The organism is Neobacillus driksii, from assembly GCF_013409995.1.
Lineage (GTDB): Bacteria > Bacillota > Bacilli > Bacillales > Cytobacillaceae > Neobacillus > Neobacillus driksii.
In genome coordinates, this window is sequence record NZ_JACCBX010000011.1 from 77,529 (window position 1) to 98,723 (window position 21,195).

Annotated in this window: 13 protein-coding genes; 2 read left to right on the top strand and 11 right to left on the bottom strand. The window is 35.1% G+C overall.

From position 1 onward, the window contains the following. Window positions 1–102: 102 nt before the first annotated feature. The 4 genes from F4694_RS22800 to F4694_RS22815 form a co-directional block, all read right to left on the bottom strand. Window positions 103–1,263 carry an ROK family transcriptional regulator gene (locus F4694_RS22800; protein ID WP_179602194.1) on the bottom strand — a complete coding sequence of 387 codons (1,161 nt, stop codon included), beginning with the start codon at window positions 1,261–1,263 and terminating at the stop codon, window positions 103–105. Window positions 1,264–1,342: 79 nt separating this feature from the next. Further along, complete coding sequence (locus tag F4694_RS22805; RefSeq protein ID WP_179602196.1) at window positions 1,343–3,601, bottom strand: glycoside hydrolase family 2 protein; 2,259 nt, start codon at window positions 3,599–3,601, stop codon at window positions 1,343–1,345. Window positions 3,602–3,672: 71 nt separating this feature from the next. Continuing rightward, a complete protein-coding gene (locus tag F4694_RS22810; protein WP_179602198.1) occupies window positions 3,673–4,419 on the bottom strand; it encodes an SDR family NAD(P)-dependent oxidoreductase in 747 nt (248 codons plus the stop codon). A gap of 201 nt (window positions 4,420–4,620) precedes the next feature. Continuing rightward, entirely contained in the window at window positions 4,621–6,111 is a 1,491-nt protein-coding gene (locus F4694_RS22815; RefSeq protein WP_179602200.1) for an MFS transporter, read from the bottom strand. A 414-nt stretch (window positions 6,112–6,525) separates the two neighbouring features. Between F4694_RS22815 and F4694_RS22820 the strand changes: the two genes are divergently transcribed. Beyond that, window positions 6,526–7,773 carry a helix-turn-helix domain-containing protein gene (locus tag F4694_RS22820; protein WP_179602202.1) on the top strand — a complete coding sequence of 416 codons (1,248 nt, stop codon included), beginning with the start codon at window positions 6,526–6,528 and terminating at the stop codon, window positions 7,771–7,773. Window positions 7,774–7,949: 176 nt separating this feature from the next. Here the strand turns inward: F4694_RS22820 and F4694_RS22825 are convergent, their stop codons facing one another. After that, window positions 7,950–8,855: an AraC family transcriptional regulator gene (locus tag F4694_RS22825; RefSeq protein ID WP_257029352.1), complete on the bottom strand. Its 906-nt coding sequence runs from the start codon at window positions 8,853–8,855 to the stop codon at window positions 7,950–7,952. Between the two features lie 165 nt (window positions 8,856–9,020). Between F4694_RS22825 and melA the strand changes: the two genes are divergently transcribed. After that, complete coding sequence (gene melA / locus F4694_RS22830) at window positions 9,021–10,343, top strand: alpha-glucosidase/alpha-galactosidase (protein WP_179602204.1); 1,323 nt, start codon at window positions 9,021–9,023, stop codon at window positions 10,341–10,343. A 216-nt stretch (window positions 10,344–10,559) separates the two neighbouring features. On the opposite strand, the gene F4694_RS22835 is transcribed toward melA, so the two are convergent. The 6 genes from F4694_RS22835 to F4694_RS22860 all read right to left on the bottom strand — a co-directional run bounded on the left by F4694_RS22835 (window position 10,560) and on the right by F4694_RS22860 (window position 21,181). Further along, window positions 10,560–12,755 (bottom strand): alpha-galactosidase, encoded by a 2,196-nt coding sequence (locus tag F4694_RS22835; protein WP_179602206.1) that lies wholly within the window; start codon window positions 12,753–12,755, stop codon window positions 10,560–10,562. 218 nt (window positions 12,756–12,973) lie between these two features. After that, window positions 12,974–14,569, bottom strand: coding sequence for a cache domain-containing sensor histidine kinase (locus tag F4694_RS22840; protein WP_218895803.1), 1,596 nt, complete (start codon window positions 14,567–14,569; stop codon window positions 12,974–12,976). A 175-nt stretch (window positions 14,570–14,744) separates the two neighbouring features. Continuing rightward, window positions 14,745–16,271 carry a response regulator transcription factor gene (locus tag F4694_RS22845; RefSeq protein WP_179602210.1) on the bottom strand — a complete coding sequence of 509 codons (1,527 nt, stop codon included), beginning with the start codon at window positions 16,269–16,271 and terminating at the stop codon, window positions 14,745–14,747. Window positions 16,272–16,445: 174 nt separating this feature from the next. Beyond that, complete coding sequence (locus F4694_RS22850) at window positions 16,446–18,500, bottom strand: alpha-galactosidase (protein WP_179602212.1); 2,055 nt, start codon at window positions 18,498–18,500, stop codon at window positions 16,446–16,448. A gap of 56 nt (window positions 18,501–18,556) precedes the next feature. After that, window positions 18,557–20,173 (bottom strand): type 2 periplasmic-binding domain-containing protein, encoded by a 1,617-nt coding sequence (locus F4694_RS22855; RefSeq protein ID WP_257029354.1) that lies wholly within the window; start codon window positions 20,171–20,173, stop codon window positions 18,557–18,559. A 114-nt stretch (window positions 20,174–20,287) separates the two neighbouring features. After that, window positions 20,288–21,181, bottom strand: coding sequence for a carbohydrate ABC transporter permease (locus F4694_RS22860; protein ID WP_179602340.1), 894 nt, complete (start codon window positions 21,179–21,181; stop codon window positions 20,288–20,290). Window positions 21,182–21,195 lie beyond the last annotated feature (14 nt).

Here is a 21,195-nt window from a genome sequence, read left to right on the forward strand (position 1 = left end):
TTTGTATTATGCATACATAATACATGACACACAATTCAAAGGTCAACTAGTTTTTAAAAAAACCCGACAGGAATTTGTCGGGTTAATTTAATATCATATTTTTTAAGCAACAGGTAAGCTTAACTCAGGGATTTCTAAAAATTTCTTTATAGCTAGTGCACAGGCACCCATGACGCATGCATTTGTTCCAAGTTTGGATAATAATATCTCTTTATAACTACTAATCGAGGAGGTTAAATTCAATTTAATTTTACTTTCTGCTTCAGGAAAAAGTTTCAATAGTTCGCTATTTAATACCAACGTCTCAGGGTTTAGCAAATTAATGATATTATTTAAACCGACTACGATATACTTAATAAACTCATCGATTTCATGCATGACTACTGGGTCTTTAGCTTTAATAAAATTTTTGACATCCCTATAGTCCAATTTTGATTGATCAAGTTTTTCCGTTAATTGTTTAAAGAAGCTGCCTTCAGAAGCATAAAGCTCCCAACAACCAGAATTCCCACAATTACAAGGTTTGCCATCAGGATTGATAATCATGTGACCAATCTCTCCTGTGTATCCAAGATACCCTTTTACCAATTCACCATTCATCAAGACGCCTAGACCTATTCCAGAATACATATTAATACTGATTAAATTCTCACTAGTATGGCAACTGAATACTTTTTCTGCAAATGCACATAAGTTTGCATTATTTTCTATAGATACTGCCAAATCTAAATGTTGCTCAAGGTCTCCCTTTAGGTCCATATTATGCCATTTATGCTGTGGAACAAAACCTATGGTTTCATCATTCTTTACAGTTCCATGGATTCCAATAACCACACCGACAATTCCATAACGACTTTGAGAATATGTTTCCTTATATTTATTAATTTGGCTTATTAAGATTTGAAGAACTTCATCATAGTTCGAGTATCCTAACTCTACTTTATCGGAATGAACTGGTTTTCCTATTAAATCAGATACAGTAAATGTAATATCCCGATAGTCCAAATCAATTCCTATTGCATAACCAGCATGGTAATTGAGAGAAAGCATGATTGGCTTTCTCCCAACATTGTAATACTCCTGATGGGTCTCAATGAGTAAACCTTCCTCAATTAAATGTGATACTTGTGTTGATATAGTGGCCTTCGTTAACTTGGTGATATTAGCTAAATCTACCCTCGAAATCATTCCATGTTTTATAATATTAGCTAAGATTACGCTTTTATTGATTTTCTTCATATGAGCAGGAACAGCAATTTCCATAAAAATTACCTCCTATTCTAATGGATATCTATCTCAAACCATAGTAAATAAATTTAAACAGTTAAGAAAAGGAAATATATTAAATTGAAAAGTTTTCTTCTTTTAGCTCAACAACTATATCGTTTACTTTCTTGACTCGATTTAAAGATTTGTTGACCTCAACAACCATTGACTTCGGAATAGATCCACCTGCTTGCTTAATCAGAGCTTCAACAGTCATGGCATTCATAGCTTTTGCCATGGATTTTGATTGTTTTACTTTTTTTGCGACGTCTCCACGCTTGGACTTTGCATAAAATATCATATCATCTAAAATTTTGGCTGCTTCAGGGGATTTCCGTATATCTGCCATGACATCCTTAATAGAATAATAGCCTTCTGGACAATTCATGTCTGGCTCATCAAACCAATTAATAACTTCTCTTCCCTCTAACTGATAAGCCTTATTTGGTTCTTGCACTTTACATATGGTGATCTCATCTGAACAATTACCTGCTTTTACTTCAATTCTATGGTTACCCTGTAGTTTCAGTTTGAATTTAAATACTTTTTCACCACTTTGCTTTTCTACAAGCTCTCCGTTATTATAAAGTTCAACAGTATCATAATTTGAATAGACCTTAACTTCAGTTTCTTCTTCATGACGCTCTATATAATTTCTTCCACATAAATGTACAAAGGGTTCTTTACTCCAATTTGCCTTATAGAGATAGAATGCATCTTTCTTATATTTTCTATCAAAAGTAACAAGTCCCTTTTGATTTATTCCGTTCTTGCCGCCCTCATCACGACCGTCTGCTGCAAAGTCAAACATATTCCATACATGAGTCGACCAAAGATAAGGACGTTCTGCACTCATTTTTATCAAATGCTCATGATATACACACTGGTATTGTTCCGTATAATCTCCTTTCTCAGGCATTGCAGATTGTAATCTAGGATTAGCATCTGCGCCGTACTCAGCTAAACCAATAATTTTATCTGGATATTTTTTATGGAAGTCATCAAAAAATACATCATTATCAGTCACGTCCCCTAAGTACCATCCATAATAAAGATTGTAGGACATAACATCAGGTAAAAATACCAAAGGTTCATCAATTTCAAGCATAAAAGCATGAGCCATAGTGGTTGGTCTAGTATGGTCCAATTTATGTGCCAAATCATTTAATATCTTATGATTCTCCATTAGATCATCTGTTACACCTGTAACGGAAATCTCATTCGATAATCCCCAGCAAATAATAGACGGATGATTAAAATTCTGTGCGATTAATTCTTTCATTTGACTAATTGTATTCTCTCTGCCATTTGGCATGTGTTCAGTAATGTAAGGTATTTCAGCCCAAACGATCATTCCATATTCGTCGCATAAGTCATAAAAGTACTGGTCATGTTGATAATGTGCGAGACGTATAGTATTTGCACCTATTTCCTTTATCAGTTCCATATCCTCTTGCATCATTTCTTTCGTAATAGCGTTTCCAACACCGATTCTATCTTGGTGACGAGATACACCTCTAAGAGGAAATGACCTGCCATTTAAGAAAAATCCTTTATCCTTGTCAAACGAAAAAGTTCTGCAGCCAAAACGGCTATCAACCTGATCAATTACGTGACCATTTTTGATAAGTTCTGCTTTTGCTAGATATAAATACGGATCCTCTACTCCATCCCATAAGTGAACTTCTGAAACTATCATACTACCAGAAGCAACTCCATCTTTAACAGGTACTTCTATACTTCCTACACCTTCGATTGTATAACGAACAACTTCAGCTTCACCTGAAACAAATGATTTTAAAGCTACAACTGCAGTTTTCTCATTTACCTCGGAAGTTATTTGAAGTCCATTCCCTCCAAAATAATCCATATCAAAATGGCTGTTAGGCACGATTACCATGTATACATCCCGATATATCCCACCATAAAACGTGAAATCCGCCATCTGCGGGTATACCCTATCATTAGGCCCATTATCAACAGAAACTACCAGCTCGTTTTCTTCTTTCAAGGCGTCTGTTATGTTTATTCTAAAAGTAGAATAACCTCCATCATGTGTACATAATTTATGATTATTCACCCAAACTTCTGCTGTAGAGTTTGCACCTCTAAATTCCAGATATACCTGATCACCATTATTTAATTCTGGTTTAGAAAAAGTCTTCCCATACCAGCAGGTTCCCCTGTAATAATCATTCCCTCCATCTTGTCCATCAATGGCATTCCATGTGTGAGGAATATTAACTTTTTCACCTGGTGCTGTAAATACTTCCGCGGCTCCAACATTTTCCTTTACAAATTTCCAATTTTCATTAATAAGTATTGTTTTTCTCATCCTAACTCCTCCTAAATCTTTCATCACTTTTCGATTATCATAGTTATTAATTCTGTTAAGGCTGTCACATATTACAGTTTCGCTAATTGTCCTCCATCCAAGATATATTCTGACCCCGTTGAGAAACTGGAGTCTGAAGAGGCTAAGAACATAACAAGCTTTGTTACTTCTTCCGGTTGTGCTGCACGTTGCATTGGAATTTCTTTGGAAAGATGTTCTATAATCTCTTCTGCACCTTTCTGTACAGTCATAGGGGTTAAAATAAGACCCGGATGAACCGTATTTACTCTGATACCTTCCCTGGCCATTTCTAGAGCTACTGCTTTTGTCATACCACGAAGGGCAAACTTAGAAGCTGAATAAGCTACGGAGCCGTGACTTGAGCCTCGGAAACCAGCTAAGGATGAAATATTGATAATGGAACCGTCTTTTGTTTTTAGCATTGAAGGTAACACACTTTTCATTCCTAGAAATACGGAAACCTGATTTATATCAATGACTTTACGATATTCTTCCTCCAACATATCTAGTATAGATTTCATTAAAACAATACCTGCATTGTTAACTAATACATGGATTGGGCCAAATGTATTCTCAATATCATCAACGACTGCTTCCCATTCTGCCTGATTGGTTACATCATGTTGATAAAACTTCACTTGTTCACCAAGTTCCGCAGCTAATTTTTCTCCTTCTTCTACTAAAATATCGGAAATTGCAACTTTTGCACCTTCTTTAACAAATGCTTGAGCGTGAGCCGCCCCCATGCCTCTTGCACCACCAGTAATTAAAACTACCTTGCCATCAAACTTCCCCATGGAACCCCTCCAATTAACTTAACCTACCTATTATGTTAATCCTTAAACACCATCAAATATTGTAGTTTAGTACTTTTTTTATTGACATTGTAATAATATCTATGAATCTACCATTTGAATTTTAATCTTTTAAGACATGGAGACCGATTAAGGAGCACTGTTTATATATTGTCCTTAATCGATTTTTAGTCCAGCTGGGGTTTAATTCAGTTTTTCATATATTTCTATATTTCCTTTTTTTGAACTTGCTTTTATTTTAGAGATCCCCTTTTGAATTTCTTCCATTTTCTCTGCATTCAGTTTATAAAACTTCATTGTAGTAATGGATACCAATAAACAAAGAGCAGGTAAACCGAATGCTAGTAATAATGTTACAACGTACAAAGGTGTAGTTAACACTTCGCCAACTTCAGGGAATTTTTCTTTGTAGCCTATGATACCAACGATGACACCAACGATTGTTGGAGCTAACGATGAAACAAGCTGATCAATAAACGAGAAAATTGTGCCCATCATACCTGGTACATAACGTCCGGATTTATGTGTTTCATAGTCAGAAACATCTGCAATCATTGGAATAACAAGCGTTGTTGGTATCCTTGAAAAACCACTGGCTAATGCCATTAAAACTAGGAATAAGATTGTTGATGCCCCGACGTTCTTGAGTGAAATAGATGTAGGATCATCGATTAACAAGAATAAAGCCATTAATCCCAGGTAAGATAGCACCCCTATCCATGCTGACATAATATATGATTTCCTTAAACCGGTCTTTCTAGCAATTCCGACTGCTGCAAAGGTAATTAATATTCCAGGTACTAACGTTATAAGGCCTATTTTACCGCTTAAAGAATAATCTCCTAATAAAATACCGTACAACATAACACCGACGACAGAATAGCTAAAAATAGTTAATCCCAGTTTGTCAAAAGCCGCGGAAATCGAAAGCATTTGCAACGGTCTATTTCCTTTAACAACACCCCAATATTCACGTAAAGTGGTTTTTGTCCCCTCTTCTCCCAAACCATAATACTCTTTTTTATCTTTTGACCAGATACCTACAATTGCCAATATTGCTAATACTGCTGAAAGAATAAGTCCATAAAAACTTAATTCTGTAAATACAGAAAGAGTAAACCCACCATGTTTTTTAACGAGATAAGCTGAAACGTAAAGATGACCACCAGTAAAAAATACTGCATTAAAGACTCCATCAAAAATCGAATACAACGGCCGCTGTTTTGGGCTATTGGTTAAAACCGTTTGGGCAGCTTTCGTAACGCTAGTTTGTAGGGAATAGCCAATTTTATTGATAATTAACATAGCGGTAAAGAACAGAAACTGCATTGATTCTGGCAATTGGTGAGTGACACTGTAAATCACAAGAATGCTGCCTGCAGAAATAATGTTTCCTATTACAATCAAAGGTGTATACTTTCCAAATTTCCCCTCTGTTTTATCAATAATATAGCCAATCGCGGGATCGATGATGCCGTCGAATAACCGCGCTGCCATTAATAGCGAACTTACCACCATAACAGCAAGTCCAGCAATTCCTGTTGCGTAATAAGTAACAAAGGTTAGAATAAGCATGTGAAGATTCGTAGAGCTGTTATTTAAAGTAAATAAGGCAATTTGCCATAGCTTTGCTGTATTGTATGTTTGACCACTATTCATTTCAACATTTGACATATTTCTATCCCCCTAATTAACAAAACGATTTTAGTTTTCAAAATATTACGAAAAATAAAACTAGCATTCTCTTCTTAATAACTGGTCCTCCCCTCTGACCCTATATTTAATCACAGTCTATTGCTCAAATTTTTATGATAGTTTTACACCCCTCCCTGCCTTGTTTGGGATCTATTAAATATATTGATAACCCAAACCATTAAATTAGTTTAGTGTACTAAGTAATTAAGACTCTTGAAGTTGGAAGCACTTTCAAATATAGAATAAACCAATTTCAATAACCTTTATTGCATTCTGGTACTTTTTTTTTTAATATAAGTATAAAGTTTTAGAAATTTATTAAAATTCAAATTTAATAACTTTGTCTTAAGAGTTGATAGAACGGAATTATGTCTTTTATTGAGGATGATACATTTGAACGCTAACACCGAAAATATTAAAAATAAATGCAAACTACTTGTAGATATTTTAAATTTATCGATTTTCTTCATTGACCCAAAAGGAAATGTAATATATGAAGATTTAAATCATCAAGTTTTGAATCCTTTATTAGCTAACGAAAAAGACCACTTCTTTAAACATTTGAATTATCAATTCGGAAAGGATTTCCACTTTCCTGTTATCAGGAAATCATTGTATTTTGACAAATACATCTTAATTAGTGTGGTGAATAATGAGGTTTTCGAAGGAACAGTAATAATCGGACCCATTCTTTCCTTTCCATTATCTGAAGAAAAGATTGATGTCATAATCAATGATACAAATGCGTTTTTTCAACGCGAAAAAGTAATTCATTATTACAAGTCTTTGCCTCTTATAGAATCTGAGAAACAAAAAAGTATCTGTATATTTGTCCATCACCTTTTCAATAACGAACTCATTTCTCCAAATTCTGTAATGAATGAGAGTTCCGCATCAACTAATCCAAACAATATAATTGAAAAAGTGCACGTTAACGTTTCTGAAAATCTGAAATCCAATGTCATTCATCGTGACAGTTTATTTGAGAAGAAAATCTTACAAATGGTAAGAGAGGGAAGGCCGGAAGAATTAAAAAAAGTTTCTTTGCTAAGGATGGATGAAGAGGCTGTAAGTGTATTATCAAAATCAAGCTATATTCGTTCATTAAAAAATCATATTATTTCCCTCATTACTTTAGTATCACGGGCAGCTATCGAAGGAGGATTAAATGAAGATTTAGCTTATTCCTTACATGATAGTTTTATTCAAAACTTAGAGGAAATGTATCGATTAGAGGAAGTTAAGGGAGTAGCAAGAGAAGTTCTTTCTACATTTACCAAGAATGTAAAACAAATAAAAGATGAAAACTATTCCAAAACTATCATTTTTTGTAAAGACTATATTTATAAGCATATTTATCAACAGATTAACCATGATGATATAGCCCAAAAGGTTGACCTGAGCCCAAAGTACTTGTCTATATTATTTAAACGTGAGACGGGCATTTCTGTCAGTGATTATATTCAGCAAACTAGAATTGACGAAGCAAAAAAAATGCTCATTTACAGTAAAAATTCAATATCAGAAATAGCTGCATTATTACAATTTAACGATCAAAGTTATTTTACAAGAGTTTTTAAAAAAATATGTGGAATTACTCCTATGCAATTCAGAGAAAGACACCATCTAATAGATAAATAACGATCCAGTGTAAATTCATATTAAAGTCGATACTACTAAGACAAAAAATGCAGGTTAATAATACATAGAATATAATGTGTTATTAACCTGCTAATCTTTTAAAAATTCATGGTTATTCTCCTATTCATGTGCCATTATTACTCCTTTTTCTACCAATCATTTAAGTTTCCACAAGCTTAATCAATGATCAAATGATCAATTCCAACTACGTCCTTACTATTACGAAACGTCCCGGCGGATACACCAACCGTTTTGCGGAATACTTTGTTGAAATAGTTGGCATTTGCATACCCTACCTGGGCGGCAATGTCTGTAACAGAGTCGCTCGTTGAACGCAGAAGCTCTGCCGCTTTTTGAATCCTGATTTTGGTAAGGTATTGCACAGGTGTCATATTTAGTTGGTGTTGAAACTGCTTAATAAAATAATATCTCGAGAAACCGGATACGGCTGCTATTTCGTCGAGTGTAATCGGTTCATGATAATGCGTTTGGATAAAGGATAAAGCTTTAGTAATCTGAAGAGAGAAACCGTTCGTTGCTTTTTCAATATTCCTGATGAAACGGTAACACTCCATAATAAACTCATAAGCTTTAGCAGAAGCGTAATATGTATCGGTAATTTTTTGATCATAGGTGTCTTGATAGATTTTCAGCATAAGCTGGACCAGCTTTGAATCCGGAGGCACTTTCAGGACAGGTCCGTTCTGTTCTTCCATAAACCTCCAGCAATCAGCGGCTTCTCGACCCACTAATGTAATAAACATAAACTCCCATCCATCACTATCCTTTGGAAAGTAATAGCGATGATCGCTAGGAATCTCGACAATGAATGCTTCCCCTGCCCTTACTGTATAACTTTTATCCGCTATATCAAGCCTTCCCGATCCTGACAGAGTATATTGAAACACATGTGTGCCGACATCTTTTCGCTTTAACCCATCCCAATCATAATCTGCACCGGGCATTTTCTCTTCTCGGCCAAGCGAGAAAATGTTTGCCACATCGTTAGGGAGCATATCTTGAAAACGAAAACCATACGTTCCATAATCCTTTACCTGTTTCCCCCTATAAGTCAAAGACAATATTTTACCCTCCAATCACACTAACTTACCATTGAGGTTCTTATATAAACAACTTACTATTATTATAACAACAAAAAAACAAAGATGAATATGGGACGTAAGATTGTTACCAAAACAATTTTTTATCCTTGGCAGTCCCACTTTCACTTTACAGGAGGTAAATTCATGTCAAAAATCGCATTTATTGGTGCAGGAAGTACAGTTTTTGCAAAAAATGTTCTTGGTGACTGCCTACATGTTCCGGCATTAGCTGGTTTCGAGTTCGCATTATTTGATATCGATGTGCAACGCTTAAAAGACTCGGAAAATATGTTAAACAATTTAAAACAAAGCCTAAAAGCAAACATAGTTGTGAAAGCGTATTCGGATCGTAAAGATGCATTGCGAGGAGCAAAATACGTTATTAATGCGATTCAAGTAGGCGGCTACAAACCTAGCACCGTTATAGATTTTGAAATTCCTAAGAAATATGGCCTTCGTCAAACAATCGCTGATACCATCGGAATTGGCGGTATTTTCCGTTCGCTTCGCACCATTCCGGTTATGTGGGATTTCGCCAAGGATATCGAAGAGGTTTGTCCGGATGCCCTGTTTTTAAATTACACAAATCCAATGGCAACATTAGTAGGGGCAATGCTTCGCTATACAAATGTAAAAACCGTCGGATTATGCCATAGCGTACAAGTTTGCACAGAGCACCTTTTTAGATCCTTAGGCATGGATCATGAAGGAGTGGAAGAAAAAATCGCAGGTATCAACCATATGGCATGGCTTCTTGAGATCAAACGCGACGGCAAAGATTTATATCCGGAAATTAAACGCCGTGCGAGAGAAAAACAACAAACAAAACATGATGATATGGTCCGCTTCGAGTTAATGGATAAATTCGGATACTATGTAACGGAATCATCTGAGCATAATGCCGAGTACCATCCGTACTTCATTAAACGCAATTATCCGCATTTGATAGAGAAATACAATATCCCTCTTGATGAGTATCCGCGTCGTTGTGTAGAGCAAATTGAACGCTGGGACAAAATGCGCGACGAAATCGTCAACAATGCACAGCTTACCCATACCCGTTCTCACGAATATGGTTCCCGTATTATTGAAGCAATTGAGACGAATGTTCCATTTAAATTTGGCGGCAACATTTTAAATACAGGTCGCTTAATTAGCAATTTACCGGAAAGAGCTGTTGTTGAAGTATCGTGCGTTGCTGACCGCAGCGGAATCACTCCTTGCTATGTGGGAGATCTTCCAGAACAGTTAGCTGCCCTTAACCGTACAAATATTAATACACAGCTTTTAACCATTGAAGCAGCGGTAACGAAAAAGAGAGAACACATCTATCAGGCAGCAATGCTGGACCCCCATACAGCCGCTGAATTATCAATGGACGACATCATTGCGATGTGCGATGATTTAATCGAAGCACACGGTGACAGGATTCCAAAATTTGATAGTAAAACCATTTCGTTCGCGTAACAAAAAGAGTAATAGACATGTAAAATCTTAAAATTTTATTTGGAAGTGTGTAAAAAGATCTGCCGTCATTTTAGGCATATCTTTTTTTCTTTCTAGCTTTAATTAAAAATATTATGTCTTCCGTAATTTTCTTAAAAAGGAAAAGCTGACTTTAGAAAAGAATAAAGTCAGCTTGATTTTGGTAGATTTATTTGTATACAACTGTTTTTTAGACTGCTAAATTTCTTTTAAATGCCAAGTATGGCTTTGGAAATCACCATGTAATTCTAAAGGAATACTTAATCCAGCGTAGACGAGTTCATCCCCGCCGTATACGTTATTGGTGCCTATCACTTGATATTGTTTATTTACATCGATACCATTTAGCTTCAAAAAGGCAAATGGTGCAGCCGGCTCTGCCAACACTCGGAAGTAATAAACCATTACTTCGGTCTTATCCTTATTTGTAAATAACCATGCTGTTTCATTGCCTTCAAATGGACTTTTTAGTCGATAGAAATCACCAAACTGAATTAACCTTCTGATTTCCTTATAGTTTGCTACCTGTTGTTTGACAATTTCTTTTTCCTCATTAGACAACTTGGTTAAATCGAGTTCATACCCTAGATTTCCGGACATCGCCACATCACCGCGCATCTCCATGGAAGTACTGCGGTGAACCTGATGGTTAGGTACCGCGGAAACATGGGCTCCCATTGAAACGATTGGATACACTAAACTCGTACCGTATTGAATTTTCAAACGAGATACGGCATCCGTATTGTCACTTGTCCATGTTTGCGGCATATAGTAGAGAATACCCGGATCAAATCTTCCTCCACCGCCAGAGCAACTTTCAAATAAAACATCTGGGAAGCTCGATGTGATGTTCTCCATCACTTTGTATAATCCCAGCATATAACGGTGAGCCGTTTCCCTTTGACGGTCTGCCGGAAGTAAAGATGAGCCAATCTCCGTCAAATGGCGATTCATATCCCATTTTACGTAGGAAATAGGAGCACTTGCTAAAATATCGCAAACCCGCTTCGTTATTTCTACGCAAACATCTTCTCTAGAGAAATCTAATACTAGCTGATTTCGGCTCTCAGAACGGCTTCTGCCAGGTACGTGAAGGCACCAATCTGGGTGCTCACGATACAGATCACTATCGACTGAAATCATTTCCGGTTCAAACCAAAGGCCAAATTCCAATTCCATCTCTTTGACATTGGATGCAAGTGACCCTAATCCATTAGGTAGTTTTTTATGATCTACAAACCAGTCTCCAAGCGATGATCGGTCATCATCACGTTTTCCAAACCAGCCGTCGTCCAAAACAAATAATTCAATTCCTAATTCACTGCCTGCTTTAGCAATTTCAAGGATTTTCTCTTCATTAAAATTAAAATAAGTAGCTTCCCAATTATTTACCAAAATAGGACGTTCCCTATCCCGGTAAGCTCCTCTCACTAAGCGGGTACGGTACAATTCATGATATGTGCGTGACATATCTCCAAGACCTTCAGAAGAATAAACCATTACTACCTCTGGTGCTTGAAAACTCTCGCCCACATCTAATTTCCAACTAAAATCAAAGGGATTGATTCCCATCGTCACTCTAGTGTTACTAAATTGGTCCACTTCCGCCTGAGCAAGGAAGTTTCCACTGTAAACAAAGTTGAATCCATACACCTCACCACTTTCCTCTGCCGTACCTTTTCTAGGAAGTGCAATAAATGGATTATGCTGATGGCTGCTTCCCCCTCTAGTACTTTCAACAGACTGAATGCCATGTCGCAGTGGTTTTCGTTCAATATGTCTCTCTTTTACATGGGCACCATGAAGATGCAAGAAATCGAAGTCAGCGTCCCGGAAATCTACACTCAAACTTAATGCGCTTAATAGTTTAACAGAATGTAATCCTTCATTTACAAATCTCACAGAGCGAGTAATCGCATTAAACTGTTCAAAGATAGTGTAGCTTAAAATAACTTTTAACCCGATTAAAGAGTCCTCCATCGTAATCTCAAGCGTTTCTGCCTCTTCTACCTCTTCTACATAGGTAGCCGGCAGACCTTCAAGTGGCGTTTTCCCTTGAAAAATCGCATGTGACACATATCGTAAGTCTGATACTGTCGACCCATTTTCTAATTGAACCTGATAAGCAGGCTTCCTAAAATCTGAATTCCCGTATTGCGGGTACTCCTGCGGCAACGTATCCAGTGAAAACGTCCGGTCATCCCTTTGCTGATACGGATTTCCAGAGAAACCGCGGTCAACAAACTGTAGGAAATTAGAGTGGCGATATTCGCCAATTCCTTTACCCCAGTAGTAATGAACAAGGTAGCCCTCCCGTAAAATACCGAGTACATAGCTAGTATCTTTTGCTTTTAAATGAAACGTTTTAGTTTCAGAATTATATTGAATTCCCATATAAAAAAACAACTCCTAAATCTGATTTTTTAATTGCCCATTTACAACTCCGCCAATAATCTACTTTTCAGTTCACGTTAAACAGGATTGAAAGCTCTTTCAAATTTATTATAAATGGAAAGGAATCAAGTAACTATATCACTTTTTTCAGATAAGTATCGTAAACCAACACATTTGTTTAAGCACAAAAAAAGAGAGCTGCTGGCTCTCTTCGTTTGTTAATTCAACTTCCTTATTATAGGAACACTCACCTTTACTTGAGTCCCGATCCCTTTTCTGCTAAATATGGTACACTCTGATTCGTTTCCATAATATGTTTTCAATCTAGTGATTACATTCTTAATTCCATAACTGGTCGATTCAACGATATTGCTTTGGATGTTCTCCAATGTTTCTTGATCCATTCCAAGTCCATCATCAATTATTTCGAATACCGCCTGTTTTTCCTTTTGATATACTTTAATAATAATATTAATTCCATTTTCATCATCCCAGATTGCATGATTTATACAATTTTCGATAAAAGGCTGTAAAACTAATTTTATCGTATCATACTGATATAAACCTTCATCAATATCAAAATGAGTATGCAATAAACCATCAAAACGAATTTGCTGAATGGCTAAATAATTTTTCGAGAGCTCAATTTCCTCACGTATACTAATTATTTTCCTTCCTTTATTTAGGGAAATTCGATAGAATTTGGAGAGAAGGTTGACCATTTGGTATACTTTATGTGCTTTTTCCTTCATGGCCAGTGCTGAAATAGAGCCAAGAGTGTTATACAAAAAATGTGGGTTGATTTGTGATTGCAACGTATTCATTTCAGCTTCTTTTTTTAGTATTTCTGTATAATAAACCTCATCTATTAACTTTTTTATTTTTTGGGTCATGTTAATAAAAGTAGATGATAACTCTCCAATTTCATCATACCCTAATCTTGACATATTTACCTCAAAATCCCCTTCCTCAACCCTTTTCATATTCATAACCAATGTTTCAATCCGCTTAGTTAGAAGGTTTGAAGTAAAATATATTAATAGGATGGCAACAATGATCGCAACAGCTGTCACTATAAATATCTTAACAAAAGCATCCTTTATTCTAGTTAGAAAACCCTCATATGGATTAAGCGAGATTGTTTTCCAACCGTTTGACATAGTACTATATACAACTAGCATATCTTTTCCATTTAATTGAAAGTTAAAGCTCCCACTTTCCTTTAATTTATTTGTGTCTATTTCTAAAAAGTCCGCTATTTGTTTAGTATTAAGACTTTTATTTTTATTTGTTAACACGTATCCATCTTCATCAATGACATAGATTTCCCTGTCAGTATCCTCATTGTCAATAAGCGAATAAAGTTCCTTCTCTTTTATCTCCAACTTTAATACTTGAAAGTTTAGACTACTAGGATGATCGAGAAAGCGTGTCAGTGTAAATGTTTGCACTTCGGATTTATCCTTTTTCATTTTACTAAAAGTTGTTTTACCATTCGCTTTCACGACAGCATTGTACCAATCTTCCATTTTCACATTTTCATCAATATGTTTGATAAAATAATGGTCTGAGATTAAGGAACGATTATTCGTATATACGGTAATGGAATCTATTCCACTATTCATGTTAAGAATATCTTTAAATCTTTGATTAATGTAATCATAAGCGTCTATATAGTATAGAGACAAATCATCCTTATATTCCACCGATAGATACTCTCTTAAAGAACGATCCATGTAAATTTGTGAAGATACTTGTGTATAATCATCCAGTTTATTTTCGATATTCTTATTTATCTGCATTATTGTATTCATCGTATTTTCATAGCTTTGCACTGTCAATTCCTTTTGCGTTGTATACAAAGAAAAAAATACTAAAAAAGAAATGGGGACAAATACAATCAAGGCATAAACTACAAATAATTTATGCCTTAATTGTATATTCGTGAACTTTTTTTCTATCCATTTAATAATAGAAATTGTATCTTTATTAAGAAATCTTTTTTCTGAATTCATTTGGTGTCATACCTTTATATTTTCTAAAGAGTGAGCAAAAATAGGAAACACTTTCGAAACCAACTGAAATACAAATATCTTTAATTTTCAAAGACTTATTTTGAAGCAGTTCTGTTGCTTTTTCAATTCTAGCTTTCGTAATATAAGATAAAATCGTTTCTCCTGTTTTTTCTTTAAAAATACTGCGAATATAGTTTGGAGATAGATACACATTACTTGCAATGTCCTCTACAATTAGCGACTTGTCCAAATTATTCTTTATATACAAGATGATTTGATTGACAATTAGTTGGTAATTATCACCCTCTTTTTCACGGAGGTACTGAAAAAGGGATTTTATATTCTCCTGAATAAAATGTTTTAGGGCTGTCATCGTATCAAATTGAAAAATATTTTTTAGTGCATCTTTTTCGGATGGTTGTGTATAGCCACCATTAAACAGATTGGTTAATAAATAAGTAAGGAGTCTGTATAATTCATTACATATTACATCCCGCTCCACTTCATGCTCGATAAAATAGTTAAATAGTGAGTTTAATAATTCCTCAGATTTCTGCCAATCACCAACAAGCATTGAAGAGGCCAAATCTTGATGAATGGTGGGAATTAGAATGTCCTTCGTTTTATTTATCATTTCAGGTTTAAGTAGTTTTCCTGGACCATAATAAAATCTCAATTGTAATGTATTTTTACTTATAGTATACACATTACTAATTTCCTCCAAAACGATTGGGTTAGGCGGCAAAACCATTGTTATTGAAATCTGAAAAACACGAAAAAATTCTTCCATCAAGTCACAAAGAGCTCGATTCAAATCTAAATGTTTATCAACACCCAGATTTAGGATAATACCGTATTCTCCATCCCGTGTTTCAATAACGATTCCAGATTTCGCTCGTTTTAAAATATATTCATTGATAAAATGATAGTAATGATGAGACATCTTCAAGGCATTTGGAAGTAAGGAGAAGTTATCAATGCTTACAATTACAAGAAAATACTGATCATTATCAACCAGTCTTTGACAAGTGATATCCGCTTCCATTCGTATTAAAGAAGGATTAAATAGTAGGTCTTTCATAAATTGTTCTAGTAAGACCTTTTGGGATTCCTCTTCCTTTTTTCTTTTCTCAAGTCTCTCTTTTGCCCTAGATATCACAGAAGGTAATTCGTCAAAATCTAAAGGTTTTAGAAGATAGTCAGTCACTTCTAATTGTAATGCGGTTTTAATATACGAAAATTCATCATATCCACTTAAAAAAATGATTTCAACTTGGGTGTTTCTTTTTCTCAATTCTTTGGAAAACTGTAAACCGTCCATAATTGGCATTTTCACATCTGTAATAATAATATCTGGAAGGCATTTTTCTGCAACAGATAATGCTTCCATCCCGTTCTTTGCCGCACCGACAACCTCTATATCATATTGTTTCCAATCTACATAATCCCTGATCATTTCAAGTTCTAATTTTTCATCATCAACTAGCATTATCTTATACATGTCTGTATCTGCCCCCTTGATGAATAGCCAATATTCTTAATTATATCTTTTCAAACTAATATCTTAAAGGATTTCAAAATCTTTCCAAACAAGTAAATCATAAAGGTTGTCTAATAACGGCCGTTAACAAACCCGCTTCCAATCTATTGTAATCGGAATTTAGCAAAAGTTTTTTTAAAGATTTACTTTTACTATTTTGGATTCAGCAGGTTTTAGAGAAAAATGAATTGAATCTTTAGCTATAAAAGTTTCCTTACTCCAAAGATCACAAACCATATATTCACTGCCTTCATCTAAACCTAATCTAGTAAATTTAATATTTTTTTCATTTGTATTTGTTTCATCAAAATTAAATACAGCTACAAAAAATTCCCCTGTGAAAATATCATTTAAAAAGAAAGTATCAACCGCTTGATCCTCCGAATTACCTTCTACTGGTATAAATGATAAGCCTTTTTTGGCAATATTATTTACTTCATTGTTGGTAAATATTTTTTCTGCACGATTTCTAGCTTCTTCAATCGTAAAGTTATCCCCCCCAAGCAATACTGTTCCTGCAATAACTGATGCGTTAAACCTGCTTAAGGCTTCGGTCTCTGATATGGGTTCTTCATTATAACTCTTATAAATAACAGTATGATCTGGATCATTAAAAGGATAGATTGTGCCGCTCATCCACCATCCATAAGATAAAGAATTCAACATATATTCCGTATTTTTTAACTTACCAAAAGCATCACATGAAATTCTTCTGCTATGTGCATACCGAGACGGAAACATCGGAGCAATCGAAAGGTTAATAAAAAACGGTCTTCCAATTTTCGCGGGATCAAGCACCCTTACTATTTCTTTCATTCCAAAATTATATGCTTGTATACCCGTTGAAACTTCTTGATTGTAGTGAACCCCTTCCAATGCACCGTGGGTCATAAAATCTAGTTTTACATAATCAAATCCCCAATCCACAAATCGCTGCAGCTGCCATTTTAACCTTTGAATTGTACCTGGGTGGGATGGGTCAATGGGAAACCCGCCATCCAATTCAGGCAAAACATTCCCTTTATTGTCTTTCAACATAATGTCTTGGTATGTGTAGAGGTTATTTGTACCTTCCACGACTCTATCAAAATTACTGCTCCAATAGGCAAACGGGGTAAAATAAATCCCTGCCTTTTGTCCATTATTATGAACATATGAAACTGATTGAATTAATTGTTCTTCCGTTAAATTGTCCCAGAATGAATCAAAATTTATATAAACAGTTCCCTTATTTTCAAAGTTATGATTTTGTAAAGAGTTATTATAAAAATCCGAAGTTTGGATGAATAAATCATAGTTTAACTCCGACCCAACAGCAGACCAACTATTCCAACCAAACGGTACCCCTTCCTCCCATTTTAATGGATGTTCTAATACTGCATTTACCTTTCCGTATTCTTCTAGTCCATCCCGGTAATCATCAAAAAATCCGATGAAAATCTTTGGCGAAGTAATTTTTTTCCCTTTAACATACCCATGTGGAAGGGTATCTCTTGTATATTCGTTAGTAGCTCCCCCGTAAATGAGTAAACGAAGTTCATCTACTTTATTTTGTTGTGGTTCTATCTTAATCCCTGTTTTCCAGCAATCATGGGAAACAGAACCAATAACCATCCCCTTTCGTGAATAGTTATCAAATACTGCCGTTACTTCAAAACTTTCCACTTTTGATTCAACAGAATGAGAATGATAGCGTACCCACTTATCATTATCAAATGGAACAAATAAAGTCCTTAAGTCAGATTCTTTACTAGTGTTAATACATGTTGTGTCCAGGGTAGAAGTGACTAGGGGAGCCATATAATTTGATGCAACATCCTTAGTAGATTCAACTGTTAGTTGTGTTAGGATAAATGGTTGCTTTTCATAGACATAATAAGATTGCAGTAGATTTGGCAGCCCATCTTCTTTATTGAGTACCGTTAATTTAATACCTTTTCCATAATCGTCCTCTATTTCAACTAGTTCAAGACATTTATGTAAAGAATATTCATTACTATTTAAAGTATCTCCATCCTCTAACTTTGCAATAGAATAACCATTTGAAATGACAATTTCATTGTTCCATAAGATGTTTATTGTTCCTTTATTCAAATCATAGACTGTCTCAATGTTACCATTTGTAATTTCAATAGTTTGATTACAATGATTGATATCTAGATAACTTTTCTTAACCACATTTTTTTCCATTCCAACTTGCCCCCAATCATTCAAAATTAAAGGGACCAAAAATCGGCCCCTTTCTTTTATTGCCATAAATCTTGTCTTTCCTTAAAGTTTTCGTTGATCACTTTCTCTACTTTCACAAGTCCAACTTTTTCTAATTCTTTTAGCATTTTTTCATATAGAGCTTTTGCATCTGCTTCTGTAGAAGAGTTAATAATTTTAGGGATCGTACTATCGATAATATCAGAAACTTTTTGAGACATTAGTGATTCTGGTGTACCAGCAGCCGGTCCTAAATTATCGTAAATGGAAGTATCCCAAACTGTATCCTCTAAATTTTTATATGCTACGGTTGCAATTGCATCTTTTTCATATTTTCCAGTCAAGTCATACGGTGTGCCGTCAGTTCCTGCGCCATTTTTGATAAACCAAGTCCATTTGCGAATTCCTGTGGATTTTGCAAATTTTTCATCCTCTTTGTACTTTTGTAATACATCTTCTTTTGGTTGGTGTTTGCCGTCTGCGATTTCCCAATGTTTTCCTTCAATTCCCCACATTAGTAAATATTGACCTTCTTCGCTTGCTAAAAAGTCAATTACTTTCATCGTTTTTTCAGGGTTCTTATTAGCTGATGTAATTCCAATTGCATCCCACCCTAATGAACTGCGAGGACCAAATGTTGTTTGTGAAGCGTCTACTCCTGGTGCAGCAACTTTATAAGCATAAAACTGCTTTTCAACATTTTCTGCACCATCGGATTTTTTCAAGACATTATTTGCCTCATTAGCATCCCAATAAGCACCGACTGTAGCAAAGGTATAGCCATTTGATAACTTTTGATTCCATAACTGTGTTTTATTTACTGCCCATTCCTTATCGATTAAACCTTCTCGATAAAGTTTATTGATAAATAGCAGCATTTCTTGATACCTAGTATCTTTTACATCATATTGAAGTTTTCCATCATTCTCATAGAATGATTTCATTCCCCACATCCCTTTAAACGTTGTTAACGCTGATCCAATATTCTCCGCATTTATTGTTAAAGGAATCGTTTCATGTCCATTAAGCGTTGGATATTTTTCTTTAAATGTTTTTAGGAGAGTATAGTATTCCTCGGCAGTAAATGGTTCACCATTATTAACCTTTTCTCCTACCCCGAGTTCTTTCAGCAAATCCATTCTCATAAGCATGCCAAGTACGGGTTCTTTTTCTAGACCATACCAATTTGCTAGGTAATAATTTTTTCCATCGCTGTATCTGGTTTTATTAAGGGTATCACCATACATTTCTTTTACATTTTGACCATACTTATCAATCAAGTCATTAAGAGGTATTAAAGAACCTGCCTGAATATATTTATTTACGAGGTCACTTCCTCGATCCATGAGGATAATATCAGCTAAATCTCCACTTGCCAGCATTAAATTTAATTTCTCCATTGGATTTCCCGTTGGCTGCTGAATTTCAAATTTAACCCCTGTACGTTTTGTTATTTCCTTTGCAACTTCATTGTCAAAAGTATCGCCAGTATTTTTATCAAAAAATGTCAAAGTTATAGGTTCATCATTATCCTTCTTGTCACTTGAAGCACTTTCAGAATTATCATCTTTCGAGCAACCTGCTAGAAGTGTAACAGTAGTTAAAATAAGTATTAAAAATAAGGTCAATAATTTCTTAAATCCTTTTATCCCCAATTTAAACATCCTCCATTTTTTGTATTATTGACTAATAATATCAAGTTATGACGAAATGCGATCACTCCTTTCAAATTATTATTTTTTAATCGTGTTACTCTCCTTCAAGAATTGTTATTCTTTTATAGAACCAACCATGATCCCCTGAGCAAAATGCTTTTGGACAAACGGGTAAACGATCATAATTGGTATCGTAGCAACCATTGTTGCTGCCATTCGAAGGCTATCAGGAGAAACAGCCATTCTTTTGGCTGAATCAGCTAATTGTTGTTGGTCTGACATCATCCCTGAGGTTTGATACTGATTAAGAATTTTCACTAAAACAGCTTGTAGCGTTTTCAAGTCTGGCTTGTACGTAAACACATAAGAATCAAACCATGAATTCCAATGGCCAATCGCAATAAAGAGTCCTACTGTTGCTAGGATTGGCTTTGATAGAGGCAGGATAATCTTGAAGAAAATCTGTAGATCATTTGCACCCTCCATCTTTGCGCATTCCTCTAATTCTTTTGGTAACTGTTCAATAAACGTTCTGACCAATATCATATAAAACACACTCATCAAATTGGGGATAATATAAACCCAAAACGTATCAATCAAATGAACGGATTTAAGGACCATATAATAGGGAATAAGTCCTCCGCCAAAAAACATGGTAAAGATAAACATGAATGTTATTGGTTTTCTGCCGACAAGCGTTCTTTTACTTAATGCATAAGCTAACATACTAATCATTAATAATGATAAGGGAGTACCAATCACCGTTCGTAAAACTGTTACCTTTGCCCCATTTAATATTTCTCTATCCATTAAAATCGTCTTATAGCTTTCGAAACTTAAATCCCGGGGCCAGAAATAGAGACCTCCACGGATCGTATCTTGAGCATTATTAATAGAAATAACAAATATGTTCCAAAAGGGTAATAATGTAACTAGAATAATAGTAGTTAAGAATATAAAAAGGATAATTTGAAAAACAGTTTCAACCTTGATGACACTTTTTCTCATGTCCACATTCAACT

Excerpts from the sequence above, each read along its gene's own strand:
- F4694_RS22800 (WP_179602194.1), bottom strand. The coding sequence starts at position 1,263 with ATGGAAATTGCTGTTCCTGCTCATATGAAGAAAATCAATAAAAGCGTA.
- F4694_RS22805 (WP_179602196.1), bottom strand. The coding sequence starts at position 3,601 with ATGAGAAAAACAATACTTATTAATGAAAATTGGAAATTTGTAAAGGAA.
- F4694_RS22810 (WP_179602198.1), bottom strand. The coding sequence starts at position 4,419 with ATGGGGAAGTTTGATGGCAAGGTAGTTTTAATTACTGGTGGTGCAAGA.
- F4694_RS22815 (WP_179602200.1), bottom strand. The coding sequence starts at position 6,111 with ATGTCAAATGTTGAAATGAATAGTGGTCAAACATACAATACAGCAAAG.
- melA (WP_179602204.1), top strand. The coding sequence starts at position 9,021 with ATGTCAAAAATCGCATTTATTGGTGCAGGAAGTACAGTTTTTGCAAAA.
- F4694_RS22835 (WP_179602206.1), bottom strand. The coding sequence starts at position 12,755 with ATGGGAATTCAATATAATTCTGAAACTAAAACGTTTCATTTAAAAGCA.
- F4694_RS22840 (WP_218895803.1), bottom strand. The coding sequence starts at position 14,569 with ATGAATACAATAATGCAGATAAATAAGAATATCGAAAATAAACTGGAT.
- F4694_RS22845 (WP_179602210.1), bottom strand. The coding sequence starts at position 16,271 with ATGTATAAGATAATGCTAGTTGATGATGAAAAATTAGAACTTGAAATG.
- F4694_RS22850 (WP_179602212.1), bottom strand. The coding sequence starts at position 18,500 with ATGGAAAAAAATGTGGTTAAGAAAAGTTATCTAGATATCAATCATTGT.
- F4694_RS22860 (WP_179602340.1), bottom strand. The coding sequence starts at position 21,181 with ATGAGAAAAAGTGTCATCAAGGTTGAAACTGTTTTTCAAATTATCCTT.